This is a genomic window from Pseudomonas sp. NPDC007930, assembly GCF_042958985.1.
Lineage (GTDB): Bacteria > Pseudomonadota > Gammaproteobacteria > Pseudomonadales > Pseudomonadaceae > Aquipseudomonas.
The window spans coordinates 173,372-195,997 of record NZ_JBIBKC010000004.1 but is presented as its reverse complement, the minus strand read 5'-3'; the positions used below and the strand labels follow the sequence as shown (position 1 = coordinate 195,997).

The 22,626-nt window shown below is 66.0% G+C and carries 25 protein-coding genes; 20 read left to right on the top strand and 5 right to left on the bottom strand.

The features are described 5' to 3' along the window. Nucleotides 1-59 precede the first annotated feature (59 nt). The 4 genes from ACFZCE_RS11275 (at nucleotide 60) to arfB (ending at nucleotide 3,265) form a co-directional block, all read left to right on the top strand. Nucleotides 60-788, top strand: a complete 729-nt coding sequence (locus tag ACFZCE_RS11275; RefSeq protein ID WP_390939321.1) for a segregation/condensation protein A — start codon at nucleotides 60-62, stop codon at nucleotides 786-788. Between the two features lie 4 nt (nucleotides 789-792). Then, nucleotides 793-1,626 (top strand): SMC-Scp complex subunit ScpB, encoded by an 834-nt coding sequence (scpB, locus tag ACFZCE_RS11270; RefSeq protein ID WP_390938911.1) that lies wholly within the window; start codon nucleotides 793-795, stop codon nucleotides 1,624-1,626. Nucleotides 1,627-1,811: 185 nt separating this feature from the next. Next, nucleotides 1,812-2,852 (top strand): 23S rRNA pseudouridine(2605) synthase RluB, encoded by a 1,041-nt coding sequence (gene rluB, locus ACFZCE_RS11265; protein WP_390938910.1) that lies wholly within the window; start codon nucleotides 1,812-1,814, stop codon nucleotides 2,850-2,852. Next, nucleotides 2,852-3,265, top strand: a complete 414-nt coding sequence (gene arfB, locus ACFZCE_RS11260; protein ID WP_390938909.1) for an alternative ribosome rescue aminoacyl-tRNA hydrolase ArfB — start codon at nucleotides 2,852-2,854, stop codon at nucleotides 3,263-3,265. The genes rluB and arfB overlap by 1 nt, the downstream gene beginning before the upstream one ends. Nucleotides 3,266-3,510: 245 nt before the next feature. Here the strand turns inward: arfB and ACFZCE_RS11255 are convergent, their stop codons facing one another. The 4 genes from ACFZCE_RS11255 to ACFZCE_RS11240 all read right to left on the bottom strand — a co-directional run bounded on the left by ACFZCE_RS11255 (nucleotide 3,511) and on the right by ACFZCE_RS11240 (nucleotide 6,467). Next, on the bottom strand, nucleotides 3,511-4,710 hold the full coding sequence (locus ACFZCE_RS11255) for an MFS transporter (RefSeq protein ID WP_390938907.1): 1,200 nt from the start codon (nucleotides 4,708-4,710) through the stop codon (nucleotides 3,511-3,513). A 77-nt stretch (nucleotides 4,711-4,787) separates the two neighbouring features. Then, nucleotides 4,788-5,132, bottom strand: a complete 345-nt coding sequence (locus tag ACFZCE_RS11250) for a 4a-hydroxytetrahydrobiopterin dehydratase (RefSeq protein WP_390938905.1) — start codon at nucleotides 5,130-5,132, stop codon at nucleotides 4,788-4,790. After that, on the bottom strand, nucleotides 5,129-5,950 hold the full coding sequence (phhA, locus tag ACFZCE_RS11245) for a phenylalanine 4-monooxygenase (protein WP_390938903.1): 822 nt from the start codon (nucleotides 5,948-5,950) through the stop codon (nucleotides 5,129-5,131). The genes ACFZCE_RS11250 and phhA overlap by 4 nt, the downstream gene beginning before the upstream one ends. Nucleotides 5,951-6,215: 265 nt before the next feature. Beyond that, nucleotides 6,216-6,467 carry a DUF2790 domain-containing protein gene (locus ACFZCE_RS11240; RefSeq protein ID WP_390938901.1) on the bottom strand — a complete coding sequence of 84 codons (252 nt, stop codon included), beginning with the start codon at nucleotides 6,465-6,467 and terminating at the stop codon, nucleotides 6,216-6,218. Nucleotides 6,468-6,823: 356 nt separating this feature from the next. Between ACFZCE_RS11240 and acs the strand changes: the two genes are divergently transcribed. The 13 genes from acs to ACFZCE_RS11175 all read left to right on the top strand — a co-directional run bounded on the left by acs (nucleotide 6,824) and on the right by ACFZCE_RS11175 (nucleotide 18,709). After that, the gene (acs, locus tag ACFZCE_RS11235; RefSeq protein ID WP_390938899.1) at nucleotides 6,824-8,785 is read left to right on the top strand and encodes an acetate--CoA ligase; all 1,962 of its coding nucleotides are present in this window, start codon (nucleotides 6,824-6,826) and stop codon (nucleotides 8,783-8,785) included. A 390-nt stretch (nucleotides 8,786-9,175) separates the two neighbouring features. After that, complete coding sequence (locus ACFZCE_RS11230; RefSeq protein ID WP_390938897.1) at nucleotides 9,176-9,952, top strand: lysine/arginine/ornithine ABC transporter substrate-binding protein; 777 nt, start codon at nucleotides 9,176-9,178, stop codon at nucleotides 9,950-9,952. A 6-nt stretch (nucleotides 9,953-9,958) separates the two neighbouring features. Beyond that, nucleotides 9,959-10,648, top strand: a complete 690-nt coding sequence (locus tag ACFZCE_RS11225; protein ID WP_390938895.1) for an ABC transporter permease subunit — start codon at nucleotides 9,959-9,961, stop codon at nucleotides 10,646-10,648. Beyond that, nucleotides 10,645-11,343, top strand: coding sequence for an ABC transporter permease subunit (locus ACFZCE_RS11220; RefSeq protein WP_390938893.1), 699 nt, complete (start codon nucleotides 10,645-10,647; stop codon nucleotides 11,341-11,343). The genes ACFZCE_RS11225 and ACFZCE_RS11220 overlap by 4 nt, the downstream gene beginning before the upstream one ends. Before the next feature lie 3 nt (nucleotides 11,344-11,346). Then, nucleotides 11,347-12,453 carry a succinylglutamate desuccinylase/aspartoacylase family protein gene (locus tag ACFZCE_RS11215; protein ID WP_390938891.1) on the top strand — a complete coding sequence of 369 codons (1,107 nt, stop codon included), beginning with the start codon at nucleotides 11,347-11,349 and terminating at the stop codon, nucleotides 12,451-12,453. 21 nt (nucleotides 12,454-12,474) lie between these two features. Further along, nucleotides 12,475-13,239 carry an ATP-binding cassette domain-containing protein gene (locus ACFZCE_RS11210; protein WP_390938889.1) on the top strand — a complete coding sequence of 255 codons (765 nt, stop codon included), beginning with the start codon at nucleotides 12,475-12,477 and terminating at the stop codon, nucleotides 13,237-13,239. Between the two features lie 32 nt (nucleotides 13,240-13,271). After that, nucleotides 13,272-14,246, top strand: a complete 975-nt coding sequence (argR, locus tag ACFZCE_RS11205) for a transcriptional regulator ArgR (RefSeq protein ID WP_390938887.1) — start codon at nucleotides 13,272-13,274, stop codon at nucleotides 14,244-14,246. 114 nt (nucleotides 14,247-14,360) lie between these two features. After that, nucleotides 14,361-15,002 (top strand): DUF2170 family protein, encoded by a 642-nt coding sequence (locus ACFZCE_RS11200; RefSeq protein ID WP_390938885.1) that lies wholly within the window; start codon nucleotides 14,361-14,363, stop codon nucleotides 15,000-15,002. A 15-nt stretch (nucleotides 15,003-15,017) separates the two neighbouring features. Further along, entirely contained in the window at nucleotides 15,018-15,716 is a 699-nt protein-coding gene (locus tag ACFZCE_RS11195) for a PspA/IM30 family protein (RefSeq protein ID WP_390938883.1), read from the top strand. A 12-nt stretch (nucleotides 15,717-15,728) separates the two neighbouring features. Further along, entirely contained in the window at nucleotides 15,729-16,394 is a 666-nt protein-coding gene (locus tag ACFZCE_RS11190) for a DUF2491 family protein (RefSeq protein ID WP_390938881.1), read from the top strand. A 13-nt stretch (nucleotides 16,395-16,407) separates the two neighbouring features. Next, nucleotides 16,408-16,833, top strand: coding sequence for a DUF350 domain-containing protein (locus ACFZCE_RS11185; RefSeq protein WP_390938879.1), 426 nt, complete (start codon nucleotides 16,408-16,410; stop codon nucleotides 16,831-16,833). Nucleotides 16,834-16,853: 20 nt separating this feature from the next. Then, entirely contained in the window at nucleotides 16,854-17,549 is a 696-nt protein-coding gene (locus ACFZCE_RS11180; RefSeq protein ID WP_390938877.1) for a DUF1190 domain-containing protein, read from the top strand. 2 nt (nucleotides 17,550-17,551) lie between these two features. Continuing rightward, nucleotides 17,552-18,709, top strand: coding sequence for a glutathionylspermidine synthase family protein (locus tag ACFZCE_RS11175; protein ID WP_390938875.1), 1,158 nt, complete (start codon nucleotides 17,552-17,554; stop codon nucleotides 18,707-18,709). 3 nt (nucleotides 18,710-18,712) lie between these two features. On the opposite strand, the gene ACFZCE_RS11170 is transcribed toward ACFZCE_RS11175, so the two are convergent. Further along, nucleotides 18,713-18,895, bottom strand: coding sequence for a hypothetical protein (locus ACFZCE_RS11170; RefSeq protein ID WP_390938873.1), 183 nt, complete (start codon nucleotides 18,893-18,895; stop codon nucleotides 18,713-18,715). Between the two features lie 359 nt (nucleotides 18,896-19,254). On the opposite strand from ACFZCE_RS11170, the gene ACFZCE_RS11165 reads away from it, so the two are divergent. The 3 genes from ACFZCE_RS11165 to astA are packed head-to-tail and all read left to right on the top strand — an operon-like array spanning nucleotide 19,255 to nucleotide 22,621. Then, the gene (locus ACFZCE_RS11165) at nucleotides 19,255-20,475 is read left to right on the top strand and encodes an acetylornithine/succinyldiaminopimelate transaminase (protein ID WP_390938871.1); all 1,221 of its coding nucleotides are present in this window, start codon (nucleotides 19,255-19,257) and stop codon (nucleotides 20,473-20,475) included. 60 nt (nucleotides 20,476-20,535) lie between these two features. Further along, entirely contained in the window at nucleotides 20,536-21,555 is a 1,020-nt protein-coding gene (gene aruF / locus ACFZCE_RS11160; RefSeq protein ID WP_390938869.1) for an arginine/ornithine succinyltransferase subunit alpha, read from the top strand. A 31-nt stretch (nucleotides 21,556-21,586) separates the two neighbouring features. After that, nucleotides 21,587-22,621: an arginine N-succinyltransferase gene (gene astA / locus ACFZCE_RS11155; RefSeq protein WP_390938867.1), complete on the top strand. Its 1,035-nt coding sequence runs from the start codon at nucleotides 21,587-21,589 to the stop codon at nucleotides 22,619-22,621. Nucleotides 22,622-22,626: the final 5 nt, after the last annotated feature.

Sequence of the window (22,626 nt, the reverse complement as noted above, 5' to 3'; positions counted from 1 at the left end):
TGGTGTACGGCGAAGCCTTCACCGAAATGCCGCAGGATTTGTACATCCCCCCCGACGCGCTGGAGGTGTTCCTCGAAGCCTTCGAGGGGCCGCTCGACCTGCTGTTGTATTTGATCCGCAAGCAGAACGTCGACATCCTCGACATCCCGGTGGCAGAAATCACCCGCCAGTACATGGGCTATGTGGAGCTGATGAAAACCGTGCGGCTTGAGCTGGCCGCCGAGTACCTGGTGATGGCCGCCATGCTGGCGGAGATCAAATCACGGATGTTGCTTCCGCGTTCGGCGCAGGTCGAGGAAGAAGAAGGCGACCCGCGCGCCGAGCTGATCCGCCGCCTGCAAGAGTACGAACGCTTCAAGGCCGCCGCCGAGGGCATCGACGGCTTGCCGCGGGTGGGCCGCGAGATCGTCGTACCCAGCCTCGACGCGCCCCAGGCCAAAGCGCGCAAGCTGTTGCCGGAGGTGGCCCTGCAGGAGGTGCTGCTGGCGATGGCCGAGGTGCTGCGGCGCAACGATTTGTTCGAAAGCCACCAGGTCAGCCGCGAGGCGCTGTCGACCCGCGAGCGCATGAGCGAGGTGCTGGCGCGGTTGCGCGATGGCGCCTTCGTGCCGTTCGTGAGCCTGTTCACCGCCGAAGAGGGCAAGCTGGGGGTGGTGGTCACCTTCATGGCGATTCTCGAACTGGTCAAGGAATCCTTGATCGAGTTGGTGCAGAATGAGCCCTTTGCCGCCATCCACGTGCGCGCCCGGGTAGACGAGCGCGACGCCCTGGCCGAACCCACCGAGTGACCCGATGAACCTGAACGATGCGCGCGAGCTGGCCAGCCTGCTCGAAGCCTTTATGCTGGCCTCTGGCAAACCGCAATCCTTGGAACGCTTTTACGAGCTGTTCGACGAAGCCGAGCGGCCGGCCCCGGCGGTGTTCAAAAAGGCGTTGGAGCACCTGCGCAAAAGTTGCGACAACCGTGCCTTCGAGCTGGCCGAGGTGGCCTCTGGTTACCGCTTGCAGATCCGCGAAAAATTCGCCCCCTGGGTCGGCCGGCTGTGGGAAGAACGCCCCCAGCGCTACTCCCGCGCCTTGCTCGAAACCCTGGCGCTGGTCGCCTACCGCCAGCCCATCACCCGCGGTGAAATCGAAGACGTGCGCGGCGTGGCGGTGAACAGCAACATTGTGCGTACCCTGGTGGAGCGCGAGTGGATCCGCGTGGTCGGCTACCGCGACGTGCCTGGGCGGCCGGCGATGTTCGCCACCACCAAGGCGTTCCTCGACCACTTCAACCTGAAGAACCTCGACGAACTGCCCACCCTGGCCGAGCTGCGTGAGCTGGAGCCGGAAGAGCCGCCGATCGACGACGAAGACGCACCGGTGCCGGCGCACCTGCAGGCCCTGGCCGACGCCAGCCTGGCGCTGGAGGGCGAAGAAGTGGGCGAAGCGCCCGCCGAAGGCCGCGAGCAAGCGAGCTTTCGCAGCCTGTTGCTGGAGCTCGATGCCATGGAGCAGGGGCTCAAGACCTCGTTTACGGATTGGGTGGAAGAGCAGGAAGAGCAGGAAGAGCAGGAAGAGCAGGAAGAGCAGGAAGAGCAGGAAGAGCAGGACCAAGATTCCAGCGACAAGCTGCCAGACTGAGCGCAGCAGGACCAAGATTCCAGCGCCAAGCTGCAAGACTGGGCGGCGGCGCTTTTACTTGCCGCTTGTCGCTTGCCCCTTCCCCCTGCTTCTACCCCCCATCACTTCCCCCGTGCAAAATCCCCACTACCCGTGTATCTTCCGCCCCCTTTCTTCTCATCCACTACACCGGGAGGTGCCTCGGCATGACTGAACAACACCCTGACGACAACAGCGCTGTCATCCCGCCCGCGGGCGAAAAACTGCAAAAGGTCCTGGCACGCATTGGCGTGGGCTCGCGCCGCGACGTCGAAGCCTGGATCAGCGAAGGCCGCATCAAGGTCAACGGCGTGGTCGCCACCCTTGGCCAGCGCGTCGATTCGCTCGATGCCATCAGCGTTGACGGCCAACTGATCAAACGCGAAAAAACCACGGAAAACGTGCGCCGCGTGGTCATGTACAACAAGCCCGACGGCGAAATCTGCACCCGTGACGACCCTGAAGGCCGCCCGACCGTGTTCGATCGCCTGCCGCGCCCGCGCGAAGGCCGCTGGATCAACGTCGGCCGGCTGGACATCAACACCACCGGGCTGCTGATGTTCACCACCGACGGTGAACTGGCCAACCGGCTGATGCACCCTTCCTACGAGATGGACCGCGAATACGCCGTGCGCGTGCGCGGTGAGGTCACCGACGAGATGCTCGAGCGGCTCAAGGCCGGCGTGGTGCTCGAAGACGGCCCGGCGAAGTTCACTGACATCAAGCAGGCCCCTGGTGGCGACGGTTTCAACCACTGGTACCACTGCGTGGTGATGGAAGGCCGTAACCGCGAAGTACGCCGCCTGTGGGAATCCCAGGGCCTGGTGGTCAGCCGCCTGAAGCGCGTGCGCTTCGGCCCGGTGTTCCTCAACTCCGACCTGCCGATGGGCCGCTGGCGCGAAATGAGCCAGGGCGAAATCGACATCCTCGCCGCTGAAGTAGGCCTCAAGCCGGTGGCCCTGCCGGCCCAGAGCGGCAAGGACAAGGAAAAGCTCGAGCGCCTGCAACGCAAGGCCTCGCGCCCGTTGGGCCGTGGCGAGCGCGTGCGCCAACTGCGCCCGGCCCACGACGGCGACGCCCGCGCCGAGCGCCCGGCCAAGCCGGCCGCCGAGGGTAAAGCGGCCCGCAAGCCGGCGCCCAAGCCGCGCGGTTCGCAGGTTGCCGAACGCCCGAGCGACGTACGCGGCAAGCGCAAGCCACGCCCCTGATGCTGCAGATATCCAACCTGGTAAGCCTTGCCGACCATGAACTGCAATGGTCGGCGATCCGCGCCCAGGGGGCCGGTGGGCAGAACGTGAACAAGGTGTCGAGCGCGGTGCATCTGCGCTTCGACATCCACGCCTCGAGCCTGCCGCCGTTCTACAAGGAACGCCTGCTGGCGCACCGCGACAGCCGCATCACCGAAGACGGCGTGGTGGTGATCAAGGCGCAGCAGTTTCGCACCCAGGACAAAAACCTGCAGGACGCCCTCGAGCGCCTGCGCGAACTGATTCTCGCCGCCACCGCGGTGCAGAAGGCGCGCCGCGCGACCAAACCGACCAAAGCCTCCAAGGCCCGCCGCCTCGACGGCAAAAGCCGCCGTGCCGGGATCAAGGCGGGGCGCGGCAAGGTTGATTTTTAAGGGCTAGGCTCATCAGCCCCCCGCCCGGCTGTGCCGTAATGCTGTTCACTTAAGCAATCAGAGCGCTAAGTCGAGGTTAAAAAGCCCTGATCTCTCCCGGCGGTTTTATCAAGCGCATGACCTGACTGGCCCATCGCCCGGCACAGCCGGCCTCCCACGGGTGTGTATTGTCCCGGAAATCAAGGATCACACAAATCTGGTGGGAGGCCGTGGTCCGGCACTCCGGCTGTGCCGGGCGATGGGCCCTACAACCGCACTTCTTCATGGCGCGGTTTGGCCTGGCGGTACAGCCACACGCACAACCCCAGCCCCAGCGCCGCCATCACGGCCGCGAACAGGAAAATCGAGCCAAAGCCAAAGTGCGCCGCCACCGCCCCCGCCAGCGGGCCGGTCAGGCCCAGTGACAGGTCGATGAACAGCGAATAGGCGCCCACCGCCGCGCCACGGCTGGCGGCCGGCACCAAGTTCACCGCCTCCACGCCAATGGCCGGGAACACCAGCGAGAAGCCGAACCCGGTGAGGGCCGCGCCGGCCATCGCCCATTCCACCGTGGGCGCCAGCCACAACAGCAGCAGGCCGAAGGTTTCGACGGTCAGGCAGGCAATCGCCACGCGAAACCCGCCCAGGCGGTTGATCATGTTGCCGAACAGCAGCCGCGCGCAGATGAAACTGCCCCCGAACAGCGACAGGCACAGCGCCGGGTTGCTCCATTGCTGGGTGCCGAAGTACAGGGTGATGAAGGTGGCGATGCTGCCAAAACCAATGCCGCCCAGCGCCAGCCCCATGCCATGGGGCAACACCTTGCCCAGCACATGGATGAACGGCAGCCGCTCGCCGCTGACGATCGGCGCGGGCGTGCGCTTCCAGGCCAGGGCCACGCCGGCGCTGGAAATCAGCAAAATGCTCGCGCCCATGCTCCACAGGCCCAGGTGCCCGGCCAGCACCACCCCCAACGGCGCGCCGATGGCCAGCGCGCCATAGCTGGCGATGCCATTCCAGGAGATCACCTTGGCGGTGTGCGCCGCGCCCACCCGGCCAATGCCCCAGCCGATCGAGCCGGAGCCCACCAGGCTTTCGGCGGTGCCCAGCACCACCCGGCCAATGAACAGGCAGCCCAGGCTGAACGCCGGGAACTGCCACAGCAAGGCCGCCAGCAACATGAACACGCCGCTGGCGGCGCAGCCATAAAGGCCGAAAATCACGGCCTTCTTGCTGCCCAGGTTGTCGATGATCTTGCTCGCGTAGGGCCGGCTGACCAACGTGGCCAGGTACTGCACGCTGATCACCAGGCCCGCCAGCACCGCGCCGTAGCCCAAGGTGGTGTGCACAAAGCCGGGCAGCACGGCCAGGGGAATGCCGATGTTGAGGTAGCCGATGAAGGTAAACAGGACGATCGACACCACTCGCCCGGTGATGGCCAGTGATGAAGGGGAATGCTCAGGCATGGGGGTATCCACAAGGTGGCACGAACGCAGGCGGCTATGATAGCCGCCTGTGCCGCGCTTGTGTGGGCCGGTTTAGCTCAGGCGTTGGCGGCCAGCGCGTCGGTGCGCGCGGCCATGACGAAGTCATTGCGGTGCAGGCCGCCCAGGGAATGGCTCCACCAGCTCACCGTGACCTTGCCCCATTCGGTCAACAGCGCCGGGTGGTGGCCCTCGGCTTCGGCGGCAGCGCCCACCGCGTTGCTGAAGGCCAGCGCCAGGCGGAAGTTCTTGAACGGGTAGCTGCGCACCAGCCGGGGTATGCCCTCGGGGCTTTCGATGCGCCACTGTGGCAGGTGTTCGAGCAGCGCCGCAGCGCCGGCGTCGGTCAGCGGCTGGGCGCCGGCATCGCAGGCTTCGCAGTGGGCGTGGTGCAGGTCGGTCATGGGGCCTCCAGGCCAGCAGGGGTGGGTTTGGGCGAGAACAGCGGCGCGTGCAGGCCCAGGCGCTGGGCCTCGGCGGCATGGCCGAGCAGGTCTTCGCGGGCCAGGGTATGCAGGCGCTGCATATCAGGCAGCACAAAATACAGCGGTTGCAGGATGTCGATCCGGTACGGCGTGCGCATCGCCTCCACGGGGTCGAAGGGCAGTTGGCGCGGCGCATCGCTGAGCGCGTGAAGGGTTTCCTTCGGTGACGAGAGGATACCGCCACCGTAGATGCGCAGCCCGGCTTCGGTCTGCACCAGGCCGAACTCGACCGTCATCCAGTACAGGCGGGCGAGGTACACCCGCTGCGCCGGGCTGGCGGCCAGGCCCAACTGGCCATAGGTGTGGGTGAAGGCAGCGAAGGCAGGGTTCGCCAGCAGCGGGCAATGGCCGAACAGCTCGTGGAAGATGTCTGGCTCTTGCAGGTAGTCCAGGGCCTCGCGGCGGCGGATGAAGGTGGCCGCGGGAAAGCGCTGGCTGGCCAGCAATTCGAAGAAGGTCTGGAACGGGATCAACGCCGGCACGGGCACCACCTGCCAGCCGGTGGCCGCGCGCAGCACGCGGTTGATGGCCGGCAACTGGGGGATTTCATTGGCGGGCAGGCGCAATTGCTCGATGCCGTCGAGGTAAGCCTGGCAGGCGCGCCCGGGCAGAAGTTGGCGCTGGCGGCTGAACAGGGTGTGCCACACGCGGTGTTCTTCGTCGCTGTAGGCCACGTAGCCGTGGGCATCTGGCGGGCGGGCGACGTAGGCCGGCGGGCTGCCGAGAGTGGTGTTCATGGGGCTCCCCCTGTACGGCGTGGGTTACTCCTAACTCTAGCTTATTACGCTCAAAAGGCCCGTCGCCCCCCCAGCAGGGGAGGGCGACGGGCCTTTTGAGCCGTTGAATGATCGAATAACGGAGTACCGTGTAAAACAGAAGTTGCTCTTTATGTTCGCTGGAAAGTTGGGCGCCGGCTGAGCGCGTTAATAACGGCCGGCGCGGCTTCAGGAATAATTAAGTTTGAGGCTTGGGTACTTTGTTTAATGGCTGTGCGCGTGGGCCTTAACCGTTGCCGCAGCCGTCGCCCATCACCAGGTACTCCAGCACGTGGCGCTGTTGTTGCGAGTCGAGGTAGGTCATGCGCACCGGCACCACCGCGCACACCGCCGGTACCTTGTCGCGGGCCACCACTTGGGCGATGTCGAGTGCCATGCCGTAGTGGTAATGCTCTACCGCCGGTTCAGCCGAGGGTTGATCCGCCAGGGCCACGCTGCTCAGGCCACAGAATGCGAACGCCCACAGTGCAACTTTCATGTTTACGCCTCTCGTTGGTCAGTTGGCCGCCGCGCCGGATAGGCAGGCAGCCGCGCTCGCGGCCGCCGGGTAGGGGCGCGCGAAGTGTGTTTGCAAGTAAGAAGTTGTTGCTCAGGTGTAGATTGCCGGTTGGCGAGGCGAAGTTTATGCCTCGCTAAATACGCCGCACAGAAATACTTTTGATAAACAGTTTGCCTCGGTTTGTAACAATCCATGTGGGCTGCGCGGGCGGCGGCGCAAGGGGAACTGGTCTATCCTCTGGGTGATCGTAAGACCATCGTCGAATGGCCCGCGGGCAGCAAACTCCGCTACAACGGGGGCCATACAAGAACAATGATTGCCCGAGGTAAGTAATGATGAGTGCGGCCTCCCTGTACCCCGTGCCTCCCGAGGTGGCGAAGAACACCCTGACCGACGAAGCGGCCTACAAGGCGCTGTATCAACAGTCGGTGATCAACCCCGATGGCTTCTGGCGCGAGCAGGCCCAGCGGCTCGACTGGATCAAGCCCTTCACCAAGGTCAAGGAAACCTCGTTCGACGACCACCGCGTCGACATCAAATGGTTTGCCGACGGCACCCTGAACGTGGCCTACAACTGCCTCGACCGCCACCTGGCCGAGCGTGGCGACCAGACCGCGATCATCTGGGAAGGCGACAACCCCGAGGACAGCAAGCACATCACCTACCGTGAACTGCACGAAGAAGTGTGCAAGTTCGCCAACGCCCTGCGTGGCCAGGACGTGCACCGTGGCGATGTGGTGACCATCTACATGCCGATGATCCCCCAGGCGGTGGTGGCCATGCTCGCCTGTGCGCGGATTGGCGCCATCCACTCGGTGGTGTTCGGTGGGTTCTCACCCGAGGCCCTGGCCGGGCGCATCATCGATTGCAAGTCGAAGGTGGTGATTACCGCCGACGAAGGCGTGCGCGGCGGCAAGAAGATCCCGCTCAAGGCCAACGTCGACAAGGCCCTGACCAACCCTGAAACCGCCAGCGTGCAGCAGGTGATCGTGTGCCGCCGCACCGGTGGCGACATCGAGTGGAACCGCCACCGCGACATCTGGTACCACGCCCTGCTCGAAGTGGCCTCCAGCACCTGCGCGCCGAAGGAAATGGGCGCCGAAGAGGCGCTGTTCATCCTCTACACCTCCGGCTCTACCGGCAAGCCTAAGGGCGTGCTGCACACCACCGGCGGCTACCTGTTGTATGCCGCGCTGACCCACGAGCGGGTGTTCGACTACCGCCCGGGCGAAGTGTACTGGTGCACCGCCGACGTCGGCTGGGTCACCGGTCACAGTTATATCGTTTACGGGCCGCTGGCCAACGGCGCCACCACCGTGCTGTTCGAAGGCATTCCCAACTACCCGGACATCACCCGGGTGGCCAAGGTGGTCGACAAGCACAAGGTGAACATCCTCTACACCGCGCCCACCGCCGTGCGCGCGATGATGGCCGAAGGCACCGCCGCGGTCGAAGGCGCCGACGGTTCGAGCCTGCGCCTGCTCGGCTCGGTGGGCGAGCCGATCAACCCCGAGGCCTGGGGCTGGTACCACAAGACCGTGGGCCAGGAGCGCTGCCCGATCGTCGACACCTGGTGGCAGACCGAAACCGGCGGCATCCTCATCAGCCCCCTGCCGGGCGCCACCGCGCTCAAGCCGGGCTCGGCGACCAAGCCGTTTTTCGGCGTAGTGCCGGGGCTGGTCGACAACCTCGGGAACATCATCGAAGGCGCCGCCGAGGGCAACCTGGTGATCCTCGACTCCTGGCCGGGGCAGTCGCGTTCGCTGTATGGCGACCACGACCGCTTTGTCGACACCTACTTCAAGACCTTCCGCGGCATGTACTTCACCGGCGACGGCGCGCGCCGCGATGAAGACGGCTACTACTGGATCACCGGCAGGGTCGACGACGTGCTCAACGTGTCGGGCCACCGCATGGGCACCGCCGAGATCGAAAGCGCGATGGTCGCCCACCCGAAGGTCGCCGAAGCCGCGGTGGTGGGCGTGCCCCACGACCTCAAGGGCCAGGGCATCTATGTGTACGTGACCCTCAACGGCGGCGAAGAGCCCAGCGAGGCGCTGCGCATGGAGCTGAAGAACTGGGTGCGCAAAGAGATCGGCCCGATCGCCTCGCCGGACGTGATCCAGTGGGCCCCGGGGCTGCCGAAAACCCGCTCGGGCAAGATCATGCGGCGCATCCTGCGCAAGATCGCCACCGCCGAGTACGACGCATTGGGTGACATTTCGACCTTGGCCGACCCGGGCGTGGTGCAGCACCTGATCGAAACCCATCGGCAGATGAACAAGGCTTCCGCGTAAGGCTTACAGGCCCTTCGCCCGGCACAGCCGGAGTGCCGGACCACGGCCTCCCACAGGTTCTGTGTTGCCTCGTAAATCAATGGCTTACACAAATCTGGTGGGAGGCCGGCTGTGCCGGGCGAAGGGCCCTCAAGCTCATGCACAAAATCCGCAGAGCTCACAGATCCCCTTCATGAAGCCCTGCAATGGCTTAAGTGAACAGCATTACGGCACAGCCGGCCTTCCACGTTGCGACACCTGTGGGATGCCAGGCGAAGGGCAAGCCACACCCGGCCCCCCGTCGCCCCACACCCCCACCCGCTAGACCCCACCCCCACCCCCCGCTAGAATGCGCGCCTTTCGCCGGCCGCTTGGCCGCACACTGCCCGTTCCCTGGAGTTACCCCCACCCATGAAAAAGCTCGCACTGCTGGGCGCCCTGGCGCTGTTCGCGTTGCCGCTGCACGCCATTGCCGATGAAAAACCCCTGCGCATTGGTATCGAAGCGGCCTACCCACCGTTCGCCTCGAAGGCGCCGGACGGCAGCCTGCAGGGCTTTGACTACGACATCGGCAACGCCCTGTGCGAGCAGATGAAGGTCAAGTGCCAATGGGTGGAGCAAGCGTTCGACGGCCTGATCCCGGCGCTGAAAGTGCGCAAGATCGACGCGATTCTCTCGTCGATGTCGATCACCGACGACCGCAAGAAGTCCGTCGACTTTACCCACAAGTACTACAACACCCCGGCGCGCCTGGTGATGAAGAGCGGCGTAAGCGTGGGCGACGACCTGGCCGCCCTGGCCGGCAAGAAGATCGCCGTGCAGCGCGGCACCATCCACGAGCGCTACGCCCGTGACGTGCTGGCCGCCAAGGGCGCCGAAGTGGTGCCGTACGGCTCGCAGAACGAGATCTACCTCGACCTCGCCGCCGGGCGTATCGATGGCACCCTGGCCGATGCCACCCTGCTGCAGGATGGCTTCCTGAAAACCGACGCCGGCAAGGGCTTCGCCTTCGCCGGGCCGGCCTTCACCGACCCGCAGTACTTCGGCGACGGCGTCGGCATTGCCGTGCGCAAGGGCGACAGCGCCAACCTCGAGCGCCTCAACGCCGCCCTCGATGCCATCCGCGCCAACGGCGTTTACCAGAAGATCGACGCCAAGTACTTCGACTTCGACATCTACGGCCAGTGATCGGCCATGTTGAACGGTTACGCTGAGGTCATCCTCAGGGGCGTAGGGCTGACCCTGCAACTGGCGCTGGCGTCGATGGCGCTGGCGGTCGCCCTCGGCCTGCTCGGCGCGGCGTTGCGGCTGTCGCCGGTGCGCGCGCTGGCCTGGCTGGGCGAGCTGTACTCCACGGTGGTGCGCGGCATCCCTGACCTGGTGTTGATCCTGTTGATCTTCTACGGCGGCCAGGACCTGCTCAACCGTGCCGCGCCGCTGCTGGGGCACGACGACTACATCGACCTCGACCCGCTGGCCAGCGGCATCTTCACCCTGGGGGTGATTTTCGGTGCGTACCTGACCGAAACCTTCCGCGGCGCCTTCCTGGCCATCCCCGCCGGCCAGGCCGAAGCCGGGCTGGCCTATGGCATGCGCCCGCGCCAGGTGTTCTTCAGGGTGCTGGTGCCGCAAATGGTGCGCCTGGCGATCCCCGGCTTCACCAACAACTGGCTGGTGCTGACCAAGGCCACCGCGCTGGTGTCGGTGGTGGGCCTGCAAGACATGATGTTCAGCGCCAAGCAGGCCGCCGATGCCACCCGCCAGCCGTTTACTTTCTACCTGGCAGTGGCCGCGCTGTACCTGGCCATCACCAGCGTGTCGCTGCTGCTGCTGAAGTGGCTGGAGCGGCATTACTCGGCCGGTGTGCGCGAGGTGAAACTGTGATTTTTGACTACACCGTGGTCTGGAGCAGCCTGCCGCTGTACGCCGCCGGCCTGCTTGAAACCCTCAAGTTGCTGGTGATTTCCCTGGCGTTCGGCCTGTTGCTGGCGCTGCCGCTGGGGGTGGCGCGGGTGTCGGCCAAGCGTTGGCTAAGCCTGCCGGCGTGGCTGTACACCTATGTGATCCGCGGCACGCCGATGCTGGTGCAGCTGTTTTTGATCTACTACGGGCTGGCGCAGTTCGCCGTGGTGCGCGAAAGCCTGCTGTGGCCGTGGCTGGCCAGCGCGACCTTTTGCGCGTGCCTGGCCTTTACCCTGAACACCAGCGCCTACACCGCCGAGATCATCGCCGGCAGCCTGCGCGCCACCCCGCCTGGGGAAATCGACGCGGCGCGGGCCATGGGCATGTCGGCGCCATTGATGTACCGGCGCATCCTGTTACCGTCGGCGCTGCGCCGCGCCTTGCCGCAATACAGCAACGAAGTGATCATGATGCTGCAAACCACCAGCCTGGCCTCGATCGTCACGCTGCTGGACCTCACCGGGGCAGCGCGCGCGGTGAACGCACAGTATTATTTGCCATTCGAAGCCTACGTCACCGCCGGGGCGTTCTACCTCGTGCTGACGTTCATCCTGGTGCGCCTGTTCCGCCTGGCCGAGCGCCGGTGGTTGGCGTACCTCGCACCGCGTAAGGGCTGAACCATGCAACGCATCGACCATCCATTACCCTGGAGCCCGCTGGGCTGCACCCACACCCTGAGCGTGCTGCGCTTTGGCAGCGGCGAGCGCAAGGCTTACCTGCAGGCCAGCCTGCACGCCGATGAACTGCCCGGCATGCGCACCGCCTGGGAACTGCGCCAGCAACTCGAAGCGCTGGAGCGCGCCGGCCGCCTGCTGGGGGTGATCGAGCTGGTGCCGGTGGCCAACCCGCTGGGCCTGGGGCAGATGCTCCAGGGCCTGCACCAGGGCCGTTTCGAGCTGGCCAGCGGGCGCAACTTCAACCGCGATTTCTTCGAGCTCAGCGAGCCGGTGGCCGCTGCGCTGGCCGGGCAACTGGGCGACGACCCGCACGCCAACGTGCAGTTGATCCGCCAGGCCATGCGCCAGGCGCTGGCCGAGCTGCCCGCCGCGGCCAACGCCCTGCAGGGCTTGCAACGGCTGTTGCTCAGCCATGCCTGCGACGCCGACGTGGTGCTCGACCTGCACTGCGACGCCGACGCCGCGCTGCACATGTACGCGCTGCCGCAACACTGGCCGCAATGGCGCTCGCTGGCCGCGCACCTGGGCATGGCTGTGGGCCTGCTGGCCGAGGATTCCGGCGGCAGCAGCTTCGATGAAGCCTGCTCGCTGCCTTGGCTGCGCCTGGCGCGGCGCTTCGAGCACGTGCCGCTGGCGTGCCTGGCGACCACCCTCGAGCTGGGTGGCCAGGCCGACACCACCCCGGCCCAGGCCCAGGCCCATGCTGCGGGCATCCTGGCCTTCCTCGCCGAACAGGGGCTGATCGCCGGCGACTTCCCGCCCGCGGCCCAGGCGCCCTGTGAAGGGCTGCCGTTCGAAGGCACGCAACTGCTGTACCCTCCGCACCCTGGGGTGGTGAGTTTCCTGCGCCAGCCCGGTGAGCGCATCGAGCGTGACGAGCCACTGTTCGAGGTGGTCGACCCACTTGCCGGGCAGGTGAGCGTGGTGCGTTCGGGCATCAGCGGTGTGCTCTACGCCATCGAGCGTGTGCGTTACGCCCAGCCGGGCGTGTGGCTGGCCAAGGTGGCCGGCGCCGATCCGATCCGCCAGGGCCGTTTGCTCAGCGACTGAGCCTTAAGTTGAGAATTTGCTATGTACAAGCTTCACGTGCAGGGCCTGCACAAGCGCTACGGCGCCAACGAGGTGCTCAAGGGCGTTTCGCTGGCGGCCCAGGCCGGTGATGTCATCAGCCTGATCGGCTCCAGCGGTTCGGGAAAAAGCACCCTGCTGCGCTGCATCAACCTGCTCGAGCAACCCCATGCCGGGAGCATCACCCTGGGCGATGAAACCCTCGCCCTGGTGCCCGGCAAGGACGGCGCCCTGCGCGCCGCCGACCCCCGCCAACTGCAGCGCATGCGCGCACGGCTGGCGATGGTGTTCCAGCACTTCAACCTGTGGGCGCACATGACCGCCCTGGAGAACGTGATGGAAGCGCCCACCCACGTGCTCGGCCTGCGCAAGGCCGAGGCCCGCGAGCGCGCCGAGCATTACCTGGCCAAGGTCGGCGTGGCCCATCGCGCCGGTGCCTTTCCGGGGCACCTGTCGGGCGGTGAGCAACAGCGCGTGGCGATCGCCCGGGCGCTGGCGATGGAGCCGGAGGTGATGCTGTTCGACGAGCCCACCTCGGCGCTCGACCCGGAACTGGTCGGCGATGTGCTCAAAGTGATGCAGGCGCTGGCCGCCGAAGGCCGTACCATGCTGGTGGTCACCCACGAAATCGGCTTTGCCCGCGAGGTGTCGAACCAGGTGGTGTTTCTCCACCAGGGCTTGATCGAAGAGCAGGGCAACCCCCGCGAAGTGCTGGCGAACCCGCAATCCGATCGCCTGCGCCAGTTTCTATCCGGTAGTCTTAAGTAATTGCCTTCAGCCTTGCGAGCGTGACCGCCCCCATGACGCCCCAGCGAATCGGTTTTCTAATCTGGCCCGGTACCAGGCCACTGACCCTGGCCCTGGCCGAAGAGGCGCTCGAGGTTGCGTGCAAGGTCCACCCAGAGGTGAGCTACGAGGCGCTGATGCTGCAGGCCGACGTCGCCGATGGCGTGGTGGTGCCCGGCGAACCCTGGCAGGGCCGCCTCGAGCGCTGCCAGCGGTTGTTCCTGGTGGCTGACGAAGCGCCCCAGGCGTTGCCCTCGGCGCTGGGCATGGCGCTCAAGCAACTGGCCCGCGGCGGCTGCGTGATGGGCGGGTTGTCTGCCGGTATCTACCCGCTGGCGCAACTGGGCCTGCTCGACGGCTACCGCGCCGCGGTGCACTGGCGCTGGCAAGACGACTTCTCCGAGCGCTACCCGAAGGTGATCGCCACCAGCCACCTGTTCGATTGCGACCGCGACCGCCTCACCGCCTGTGGCGGGGTGGCGGTGCTCGACCTGATGCTGGCCATGCTCGCCCGTGACCACGGCGCCGAGCTGGCCGGGGCGGTCAGCGAAGAACTGGTGGTCGAGCGTATCCGCGAGGGCGGCGAGCGCCAGCGCATCCCGTTGCAGAACCGCCTGGGCTCGAGCCACCCCAAGCTCACCCAGGCCGTGCTGCTGATGGAAGCGAACATCGAAGAACCCCTGACCACCGACGAAATCGCCCAGCATGTGTGCGTGTCGCGGCGCCAGCTCGAGCGGATCTTCAAGCAGTACCTGAACCGCGTGCCCAGCCAGTATTACCTTGAGCTGCGGCTGAACAAGGCGCGGCAAATGCTGCTGCAAACCAGCAAGTCGATCATTCAGATCGGGTTGTCGTGCGGGTTCTCCTCGGGGCCGCACTTCTCCAGCGCCTACCGTAACTTCTTCGGTGCCACCCCGCGCGAAGACCGCAACCAGCGCCGCGGCGGCAACCCCTTCGAGCTGGCCTCGGTGCCCGCCGAGCGCGGCTGAGCGGCGTTGTCACGAGGCTGTCTTTCCCTGTTGCATATTCTTACATGTAAGCCGTTGCGGGCCGCCCGCATTGGGCGTAGATTTTCTTACATGTAAGGTCTATGGAGCACGGCGATGCCGCGCAAACCCACCACGGCCAACCCGGCCGGTACGCCCAAAACCTCTGCCGACTACGTGCGGCAAATGCGCGAGCGCCTGCGTGATGCCGGGCTGGTCAAGCGCGAATTCTGGGTGTTGCCGGAAAACGTCGCCGCGCTCAGAGGGATTGAAAAGGCGCTGCGCCAGCCATTTTTGGGCACCAAGGTCAAACTGGAGGACTACATGACGCAACTCAGCAATTGGACCACCAACAGCCTGTTCACCGCCCTGGCCGAGCTTGACCTGGCCACCTCCGGTGAATTCGCCCTGCAGTTGCTGCCCGGCGAGCAGCCCAGCATCGAGATCAAGCTGCGCGACTACGGCGACATGCCGGTGTACATCGCCGTCGCCGGCGAGCAGGTGCTGGTCGATGCCTCGTTGATCGAAGCGGGCAAAATCAAGGATCGCGCCGCCTTCAACGACGCCGTGCTGCGCAGCCGTGACCTCTTCCCGCTGTCGTCGGTGGGCATCGAGCAGGTCGATGGCACTGAAATCTACTGCATGTTCGGCGCCCTCAGCGCCGCGTCGAGCCTGACCGTGATCGTCCATGAGGTGAACACCCTGGCCGAGAACATGGTGCGGGCCGTCGAGGCCTTCGAAGATCACTTCACCGCATAACCTGGAGCCAACACGATGAGCATCTGGAAAAAAGTCGTAACCGCCATCCGTGGCGGCGCATCGGAAGTCGGCGAAGCCATCGTCGACGCCAACGCCATTCGCATTCTCGAGCAGGAGCAACGCGACGCCGAAGCCGCCGTGCTCAAGGCGCGCAACGGCCTGGTCGAGATCAAGGCCAAGCACAAGCTGTCGCAGCAGCGCCTGGCCGGCTACGACGCCGACATCGCCAACTGGGAAGGCAAGGCCCTGGCCGCGCTGGGCAAGGGCGAAGAGGCCCTGGCCGGCGAGTGCGCCAACAAGGTGGCTGAAATCGAAGGCCAGCGTGACCAGGAGAAGGTCCTGGCCGAACAGTTCGGCAAGCAGGTCGACGCCTTGCACGCCCAGGTCACCAAGGCCGACGCGCAGATCAAGGGCCTGAAGCAGCAAGTTGAAATGGCCAAGGCCCGTGAAACCGTGCAGCAGGCCCGCGTGGCCACCGCCGCGGCCACCGGCGGCGCCAGCGGCAAGCTCGAAACCGCGGTAGACTCCCTGGCCCGCATCAAGCAACGCCAGGACGAACGCGACGCCAAGCTGGAAGCGGCCGAAGAGCTGGCCAATGCCGCCAACGGCGGTGACCTCGAAAAACGCCTGCGCGAGGCCGGCATCGGCGCCAGCCAGGCCGGTGGTGCCGACGTGCTCGCGCGCCTGAAGGCGCGGCAGAACCCACCGCAATAAGGGAGTGTGCACATGGGTGTGATCAAACGCTGGATGGGCCTGGAGGCGCCGCTGCCCTCGGCTTCGGCGCCGCGCACCGCGGCACCCGCCGCCGCGCCGCTGGAATTGGGGCAGGGCCGCATGCTCTGCCTCGACCCCTCACTCAAGCTGCTGCTCGATGGCCACTCCCATGTGCAACTGCCGGGCGACGAAAAAATCTGGGCCTGCGGCCTGATCGACCTCGGCCAGGCGATGCGCATGCGCCGGTATTACCTCGACGACGAAGACTACTTCCTCCAGGTGCTGATGAACGGCCCTGGCAGCGACGACATCGAAGAGGTGATCCTGTTCGGCTACTTCGCCGCCACCCCAGTCACCAGCAAGGCCGAACTGCTACGCCTGGCCGGCCCGGGCGCGCGGGTGGGCCTGCCCACGATCGAGCACGACGGCGAGGTGTTCGAGCGCCAGTGGGGCACCGAGGCAGGGCAGGCCGAGTTCGTGCCGTTCGAGGAGTGTGTCGCCAGCCCCGAAGGCAGTTACCGGGTCGAACACCTGAGCATGCTCTATGCCCGGGAGATCGGCCTGGTCAACCGCCGTGAATTCCTGCTGTTTTCGGTCGAGGAAGACGAAGCCGGCAACGTGACCCTGACCACCGCGGTCGGGGTCAGCCTGCACCTTCCTGACATCAAGGTACTCTGACAAGGACATCCCCATGCTCGCTGCGCTCGCCCTGTCGCTCAACGCCACGGCCGTGTCTGGTTTCATCATCTACATCGTGGTGGCGGTGCTGCTGTTCGCGCTGTTCCAGTTCATCTACACCCGCCTCACGCCGCACAAGGAGTTCGAGCTGATCCGCGAGGGCAATACCGCCGCCGCGGTCGCCCTGGCCGGCTCGCTGGTGGGCTTCGCGCTGCCGGCCAGCAACATCATCGCCTACAGCGTCAGCGTGCTGGATTTCGTGGTGTGGGTGCTGATCGCCGCGGTGGTGCAGTTGCTGGCCTTCGCCGGTACCAGCCTGGTGCTGAAAAACCTTTCGGCGCGCATCGCCCGGGGCGAGATGGCCGCGGCCATCTATTCGGCGGCGGTGGCCATCAGCGTGGGCCTGCTCAATTCGGCCTGCATGACGCCATCGGCCTGAGCCCGGGCAAGGAGAACCCCATGAGAACCCGCAGTTCCGTGACGCTGGTGTTGGCTGGCGCCTTGCCGCTGGCCTTGGCCGGCTGCAACCAGCCCGACACGGTGAACGTCACCGCCCGGCAGAACTTCAAGACGGTGCAGGAATGCGCCGACGCCAAGTTCCCGGTAGATGTGTGTTCAGACGCCTACATGGCGGCGCTGGCCGACCACAAGCGCATCGCCCCCACCTACGATGACCAGGCCGCTTGCGACGCGGACTTCGTCGAAGGCTACTGCCAGGCCACCTCCAACGGGCAGTTCACGCCACGGCTGGGTGGCTTTGAGCTGGCCATGGCCGGTGAAGTGCCCCGTGAGCAGGCCGAGCAGGCACGCGGCCAGGGCGATGGCGGCAATGGCTTCCTGACCGGGCTGCTGATCGGCAACCTGCTCAGCGGCAACCGCCCCAGCTACTACTCCCAGCCCATCTACGACACGCGCAACCGCCAGGGTGGCTATGGCAGCGCCACCTTGCCGTCGCAGATGGAAAACGGCAAAACCTTCGGCCGTTCCACCCAGGCCCGTGCCGGCGGCGGCCAGTACACTCAAAGTACCCTGGCGAAAAGCCTGGGCAGCGGTTCGAGCGTAGGCTCGACCATCTCCCGCGGCGGCTTTGGCAGCCAGGCCACCGCGCGCAGTGGCTGGAGCAGCAAAAGCGGCGGCTTCAGCGCCGGCGGTTAAGCATGCAAAGAGTCGAGATCGCCGAGCGCCCAGGCTGGCAGGCCACCGTCGAAGCGGAGGGCTTTGCCTTCCACACAATTGGCGGCGAGCACTACTGGGACGAGCGGGCGTACTACCAGTTCACCGAGGCGCAGGTCACCGGCGACCTCGAAGCACCTACCCGTGAACTGCACGAGATGTGCCTCGACGCCGTGGCCCGGGTGGTCGACAGCGAGGCCTTGCTGGCGGGCTTGGCGATCCCGCCGGCGTTCTTCGACATGGTCAGAAGCAGTTGGAAGCAAGGCCAGCCTCACCTCTATGGTCGCTTCGATTTCGCCTACCACGGCAACGGCCCGGCCAAGTTGCTCGAGGCCAACTACGACACGCCCACCTCGCTGCTCGAGGCCGGTTCGGTGCAGTTGCTCTGGCTCGAACAGCAGATCGCCCGCGGCGCGTTGCCGGCCCAGGCGAACCAGTTCAACACCCTGGCCGAAGACCTGGTGCGCGCCTTCGGCACCTTCCCGGCCACGCCGGTGTTCTACTTCAGCGCCATCGCCGGCTCGGTCGAAGACCGCGGCACAACCGACTTCCTGCGGCGCATGGCCGGCCATGCCGGCATTGAAAGCCGCCACATCGACGTGCAAGACATCGGCCTGAACCCCGCCGGCCAGTTCGTTGACCTGCAAGGCCGGCGCATCGAGCGGCTGTTCAAGCTGCACGCCTGGGAGCACATCTTCCTCGAGCCGTTTGGCCAGGCGGTGGCGGGCTCCGGTACCCAGTTCGTCGAGCCGGCCTGGAAGGCCATCGTCAGCAACAAGGGCCTGTTGCCGCTGCTGTGGCAGTGGCACACCGGCCACCCCAACCTGTTGCCTGCCGTGTTCGACCCAGCCCCCAGCCAAGCCGTGCCGAACGGCTGGGTACGCAAGCCGTTCTTCTCCCGCGAAGGGGCGAACATCGAACTGCGTACCCCCAGTGGGGAGTTGGTCATGGAAGAAGGGCCCTACACCGACGCGCCGTATATTCTGCAGGCGTTCTCGCCGCTGCCGCGTTTTGGCGGCAGCTACACCCTGGTGGGCAGTTGGGTGGTGGGGGACGTACCGGCCGGGATTGGCATCCGTGAAGACGACAGCCTGATCACCAAGGACACCAGCCGCTTCCTGCCGCACGTGGTGTTGGGCTAGGGGTTACTGGTAACTCATCTGCCGCCGTTCGGCGCCGCAGCGTGAACACCGCTGGGTGAGCGCGATCAGCTCGCCGTCATACACCCGGGCCACTTCGGCCCAGCGGTGGCGCAGCATGTGGCAGGCCACCTGGCGCCACAGCGTGGCAGGGCGTTCACGGGCCGGGCAGGGGGGCTGATGCGGCATCGCGCAACCTTCAGTGTCAGTGTTAATTGTAATTAGGCACCCAGATTACATCGGTAATGGCCAGGTGCCGTCAAGCCATGCAGCGGGCTTTAGCGTGGCCCTTCAGCTGCCGTTCAGGCCCGCTGCGTTGGCGCGAGGTTGCCGCGCGGATGGCGCCCTGATCGGGTGATTCAAAACCGCCGCCGCAACGTTTAAACTACGCATTCACGAAGGTTTATGTCGCTTGGTTGACACAATCGCCGGGCGGCGGGTGCAGGCTGTAACAAGTTGTCGCCTGGCGGCAAGGTCACGGCCCAGGCAGCCCCTACAATCCCCCAAGGCCGGCCACCCTGGCTGGCGCTTTGCTTCAGGAGACGCTGATGTCCGTTGAGCACGCTGCGGTGCAACGCACCGATTACGACCAGGTAGTGGTCCCCACGTACGCCCCGGCCGGGTTCATCCCCGTGCGAGGCGCGGGGTCGCGCGTCTGGGACCAGGCGGGCCGAGAACTGATCGACTTCTCCGGCGGCATCGCCGTGAACGTGCTGGGCCATGCCCACCCGGTGCTGGTCAAGGCCCTCACCGAGCAGGCGCACAAGGTGTGGCACGTGTCGAACGTGTTCACCAACGAGCCCACCTTGCGCCTGGCCAAGAAGCTGGTTGCGGCCACCTTTGCCGACCGGGCGTTCTTCTGCAACTCCGGCGCCGAAGCCAACGAAGCTGCCTTCAAGCTGGCGCGCCGTGTGGCCCATGACAAATTCGGCCCCGAGAAAAACGAAATCATCGCCGCGCTGAACAGCTTCCACGGGCGCACCCTGTTCACCGTGAGCGTGGGCGGGCAGGCGAAGTATTCCGATGGTTTCGGCCCGAAAATCGAAGGCATCACCCACATCCCCTACAACGACCTCGAAGCGTTGAAAGCGGCGATTTCCGACAAAACCTGCGCCGTGGTGCTCGAGCCGATCCAGGGCGAGGGCGGCGTGCTGCCGGCCGACCAGGCCTACCTCGAAGGCGCCCGCGCGCTGTGCGACCAACACAACGCCCTGCTGGTGTTCGATGAAGTGCAAAGCGGCATGGGCCGTACCGGCCAGTTGTTCGCCTACATGAACTACGGCGTGACCCCGGATATTCTCTCCAGCGCCAAGAGCCTGGGCGGCGGCTTCCCGATCGGTGCCATGCTCACCCGCGAGGAACTCGCCAAGCACTTCAGTGTGGGCGTGCACGGCACTACCTACGGCGGTAACCCGCTGGCCTGCGCGGTGGCCGAGGCGGTGGTCGACGTGGTCAACACCCCTGAGGTGCTGCAAGGCGTGCAAGCGCGCTCGGCGCAGTTCATGAGCCGCCTGCGCGCCATCGGCGAGCGTTATGGCGTGTTCAGCCAGGTGCGTGGCATGGGCCTGTTGATCGGCTGCGTGCTCAGCGAGGCCTGGAAGGGCAAGGCCAAAGCGTTCTTCGACGCCGCGGAAAAACACGACCTGATGATCCTCCAGGCCGGCCCCGACGTGGTGCGTTTTGCCCCGAGCCTGGTGATCGACAAAGCCGACATCGACGAAGGCCTGGACCGCTTCGAGCGCGTGGTCGCCGAGCTGACCGGCGCCTGAGGCGGGCCCCCGGGCGTTCGCGAGGGCGCCCGGCTTCACGAGTTTTCAAGGAGTGGCACCATGCTGGTGATGCGCCCTGCGCAAATGGCCGACCTGAGCGAAGTGCAGCGGTTGGCCGCCGACAGCCCGATCGGTGTCACCTCGCTGCCCGATGACGCGGGCCGGCTCAGTGACAAGATTGCCGCCTCCGAGGCGTCGTTCGCCGCCGAAGTGATCTTCAACGGCGAAGAAAGCTACTTTTTTGTGCTCGAAGACCTCGCCGCGGGCCGCCTGCTCGGCTGCTCGGCGATCGTCGCCTCGGCGGGGTACTCCGAGCCGTTCTACAGCTTTCGCAACGAAACCTTCGTGCACGCCTCGCGCGAGCTGAAAATCCACAACAAGATCCACGTGCTGTCGCAGTGCCATGACCTTACCGGCAACAGCCTGCTGACCAGCTTCTATGTGGTCCCGGAGTTGGTGCGCAGCCCGTGGTCAGAGCTCAACTCGCGCGCGCGGCTGTTGTTCATGGCCGCCCACCCCGAGCGTTTCGCCGAGTCGGTGGTAACCGAAATCGTCGGCTACAGCGACGAGAACGGCGACTCACCGTTCTGGGATGCGATCGGCCGCAACTTCTTCAACGTCAACTACGCCGAGGCCGAACGCTTGTGCGGGCTGAAAAGCCGCACCTTCCTGGCGGAGCTGATGCCCCATTACCCGATCTACGTGCCGTTGCTGCCCGACGCCGCCCAAGAGGCGATGGGCCAGGTACACCCGCGCGCGCAGATCACCTTCGACATCCTGATGCGCGAAGGCTTTGAAACCGACCATTACATCGATGTGTTCGACGGTGGCCCGACCTTGCACGCGCGGGTGTCGAGCATCCGTTCGATCGCCCAGAGCCAGGTGGCCCCGTTGCAGGTCAGCAGTGCCGCCAGCAGTGGCGGGCGGCCGTGGCTGTTGAGCAACGGGCAGTTGCAAGACTACCGCGCCACCGTCGCCGAGCTGGATTGGGCCCCGGGCCAGCCGCTGGTGCTGGCCCCGGCGCTGGCCGCGGCATTGAAAGTGGGCGAGGGCGACAACCTGCGCCTGGTGGCCGTGTGAAGCCCGCCGTTGGCGCGCTCGAGGAGAAAGCATGATCGTTCGCCCTGTACGCGGCACTGACCTGCCCGCGTTGCTTGACCTGGCCCGCAATACCGGCGCCGGCCTGACCACCCTGCCCAACAGCGAAGAGCGCCTGGCGCAGCGCGTGGCCGCCGCCGAGCGGACCTTCCGCGGCGAAGCCTCGCGGGCCGATGCCGACTACCTGTTCGTGATGGAAACCGACGCCGGTGAGCTGGTCGGCACCAGCGGCATCATCGCCGCGGTGGGCCAGCGCGAGCCTTGGTACAACTACCGCGTGGGCCTCACCGTGAGCGCCTCGCGTGAGCTCGACGTGTACCGCGAAATCCCCACGCTGTTCCTGGCCAACGACCTCACCGGCAACTCCGAGCTGTGCTCGCTGTTTTTGCGTGAAGACCACCGCACCGGCCTGAACGGCCGCCTGCTGGCCAAGGCGCGGCTGCTGTTCATGGCGCAGTTCCCCGAGCTGTTTGGCCGCAAGGTGATGGCCGAGATGCGCGGCATGCTCGATGAAAACGGCCGCTCGCCGTTCTGGGAGAGCCTGGGCCGGCACTTTTTCAAGATGGAGTTCAGCCAGGCCGACTATCTGACCGGGGTGGGTAACCGCGGCTTCATTGCCGAGCTGATGCCCAAGTTTCCGCTGTACACCTGTTTTTTGTCTGACGCAGCGCGCAAGGTGATCGCCCGGGTGCACCCGAACACCGAGCCGGCGATGACCATGCTGCAGGCCGAAGGCTTCAGCTACCAGGGCTATGTGGATATTTTCGACGCCGGCCCGGCGGTGGAATGCGAAACCGCGCGCATCCGCGCGGTGCGCGACAGCCAGGTGCTGATCCTCGCCACCGGCACCGCCGGCGACGAGGCCGAGCCGTTCCTGATTCACAACCGCCTCTGCGAAGGCGCGCGGATCATCGTCGCGCCGGCGCGGTTGGCGGCGGGTACGCTGGTGGTCGACCCGGCCACCGCCCGCCGCCTGGACCTCTACGCCGGCGACCAGGTGCGCGCCGTACCGCTGGCCGCCGACGCGCGCAGGGCCAACGCCACCTGAAGCCG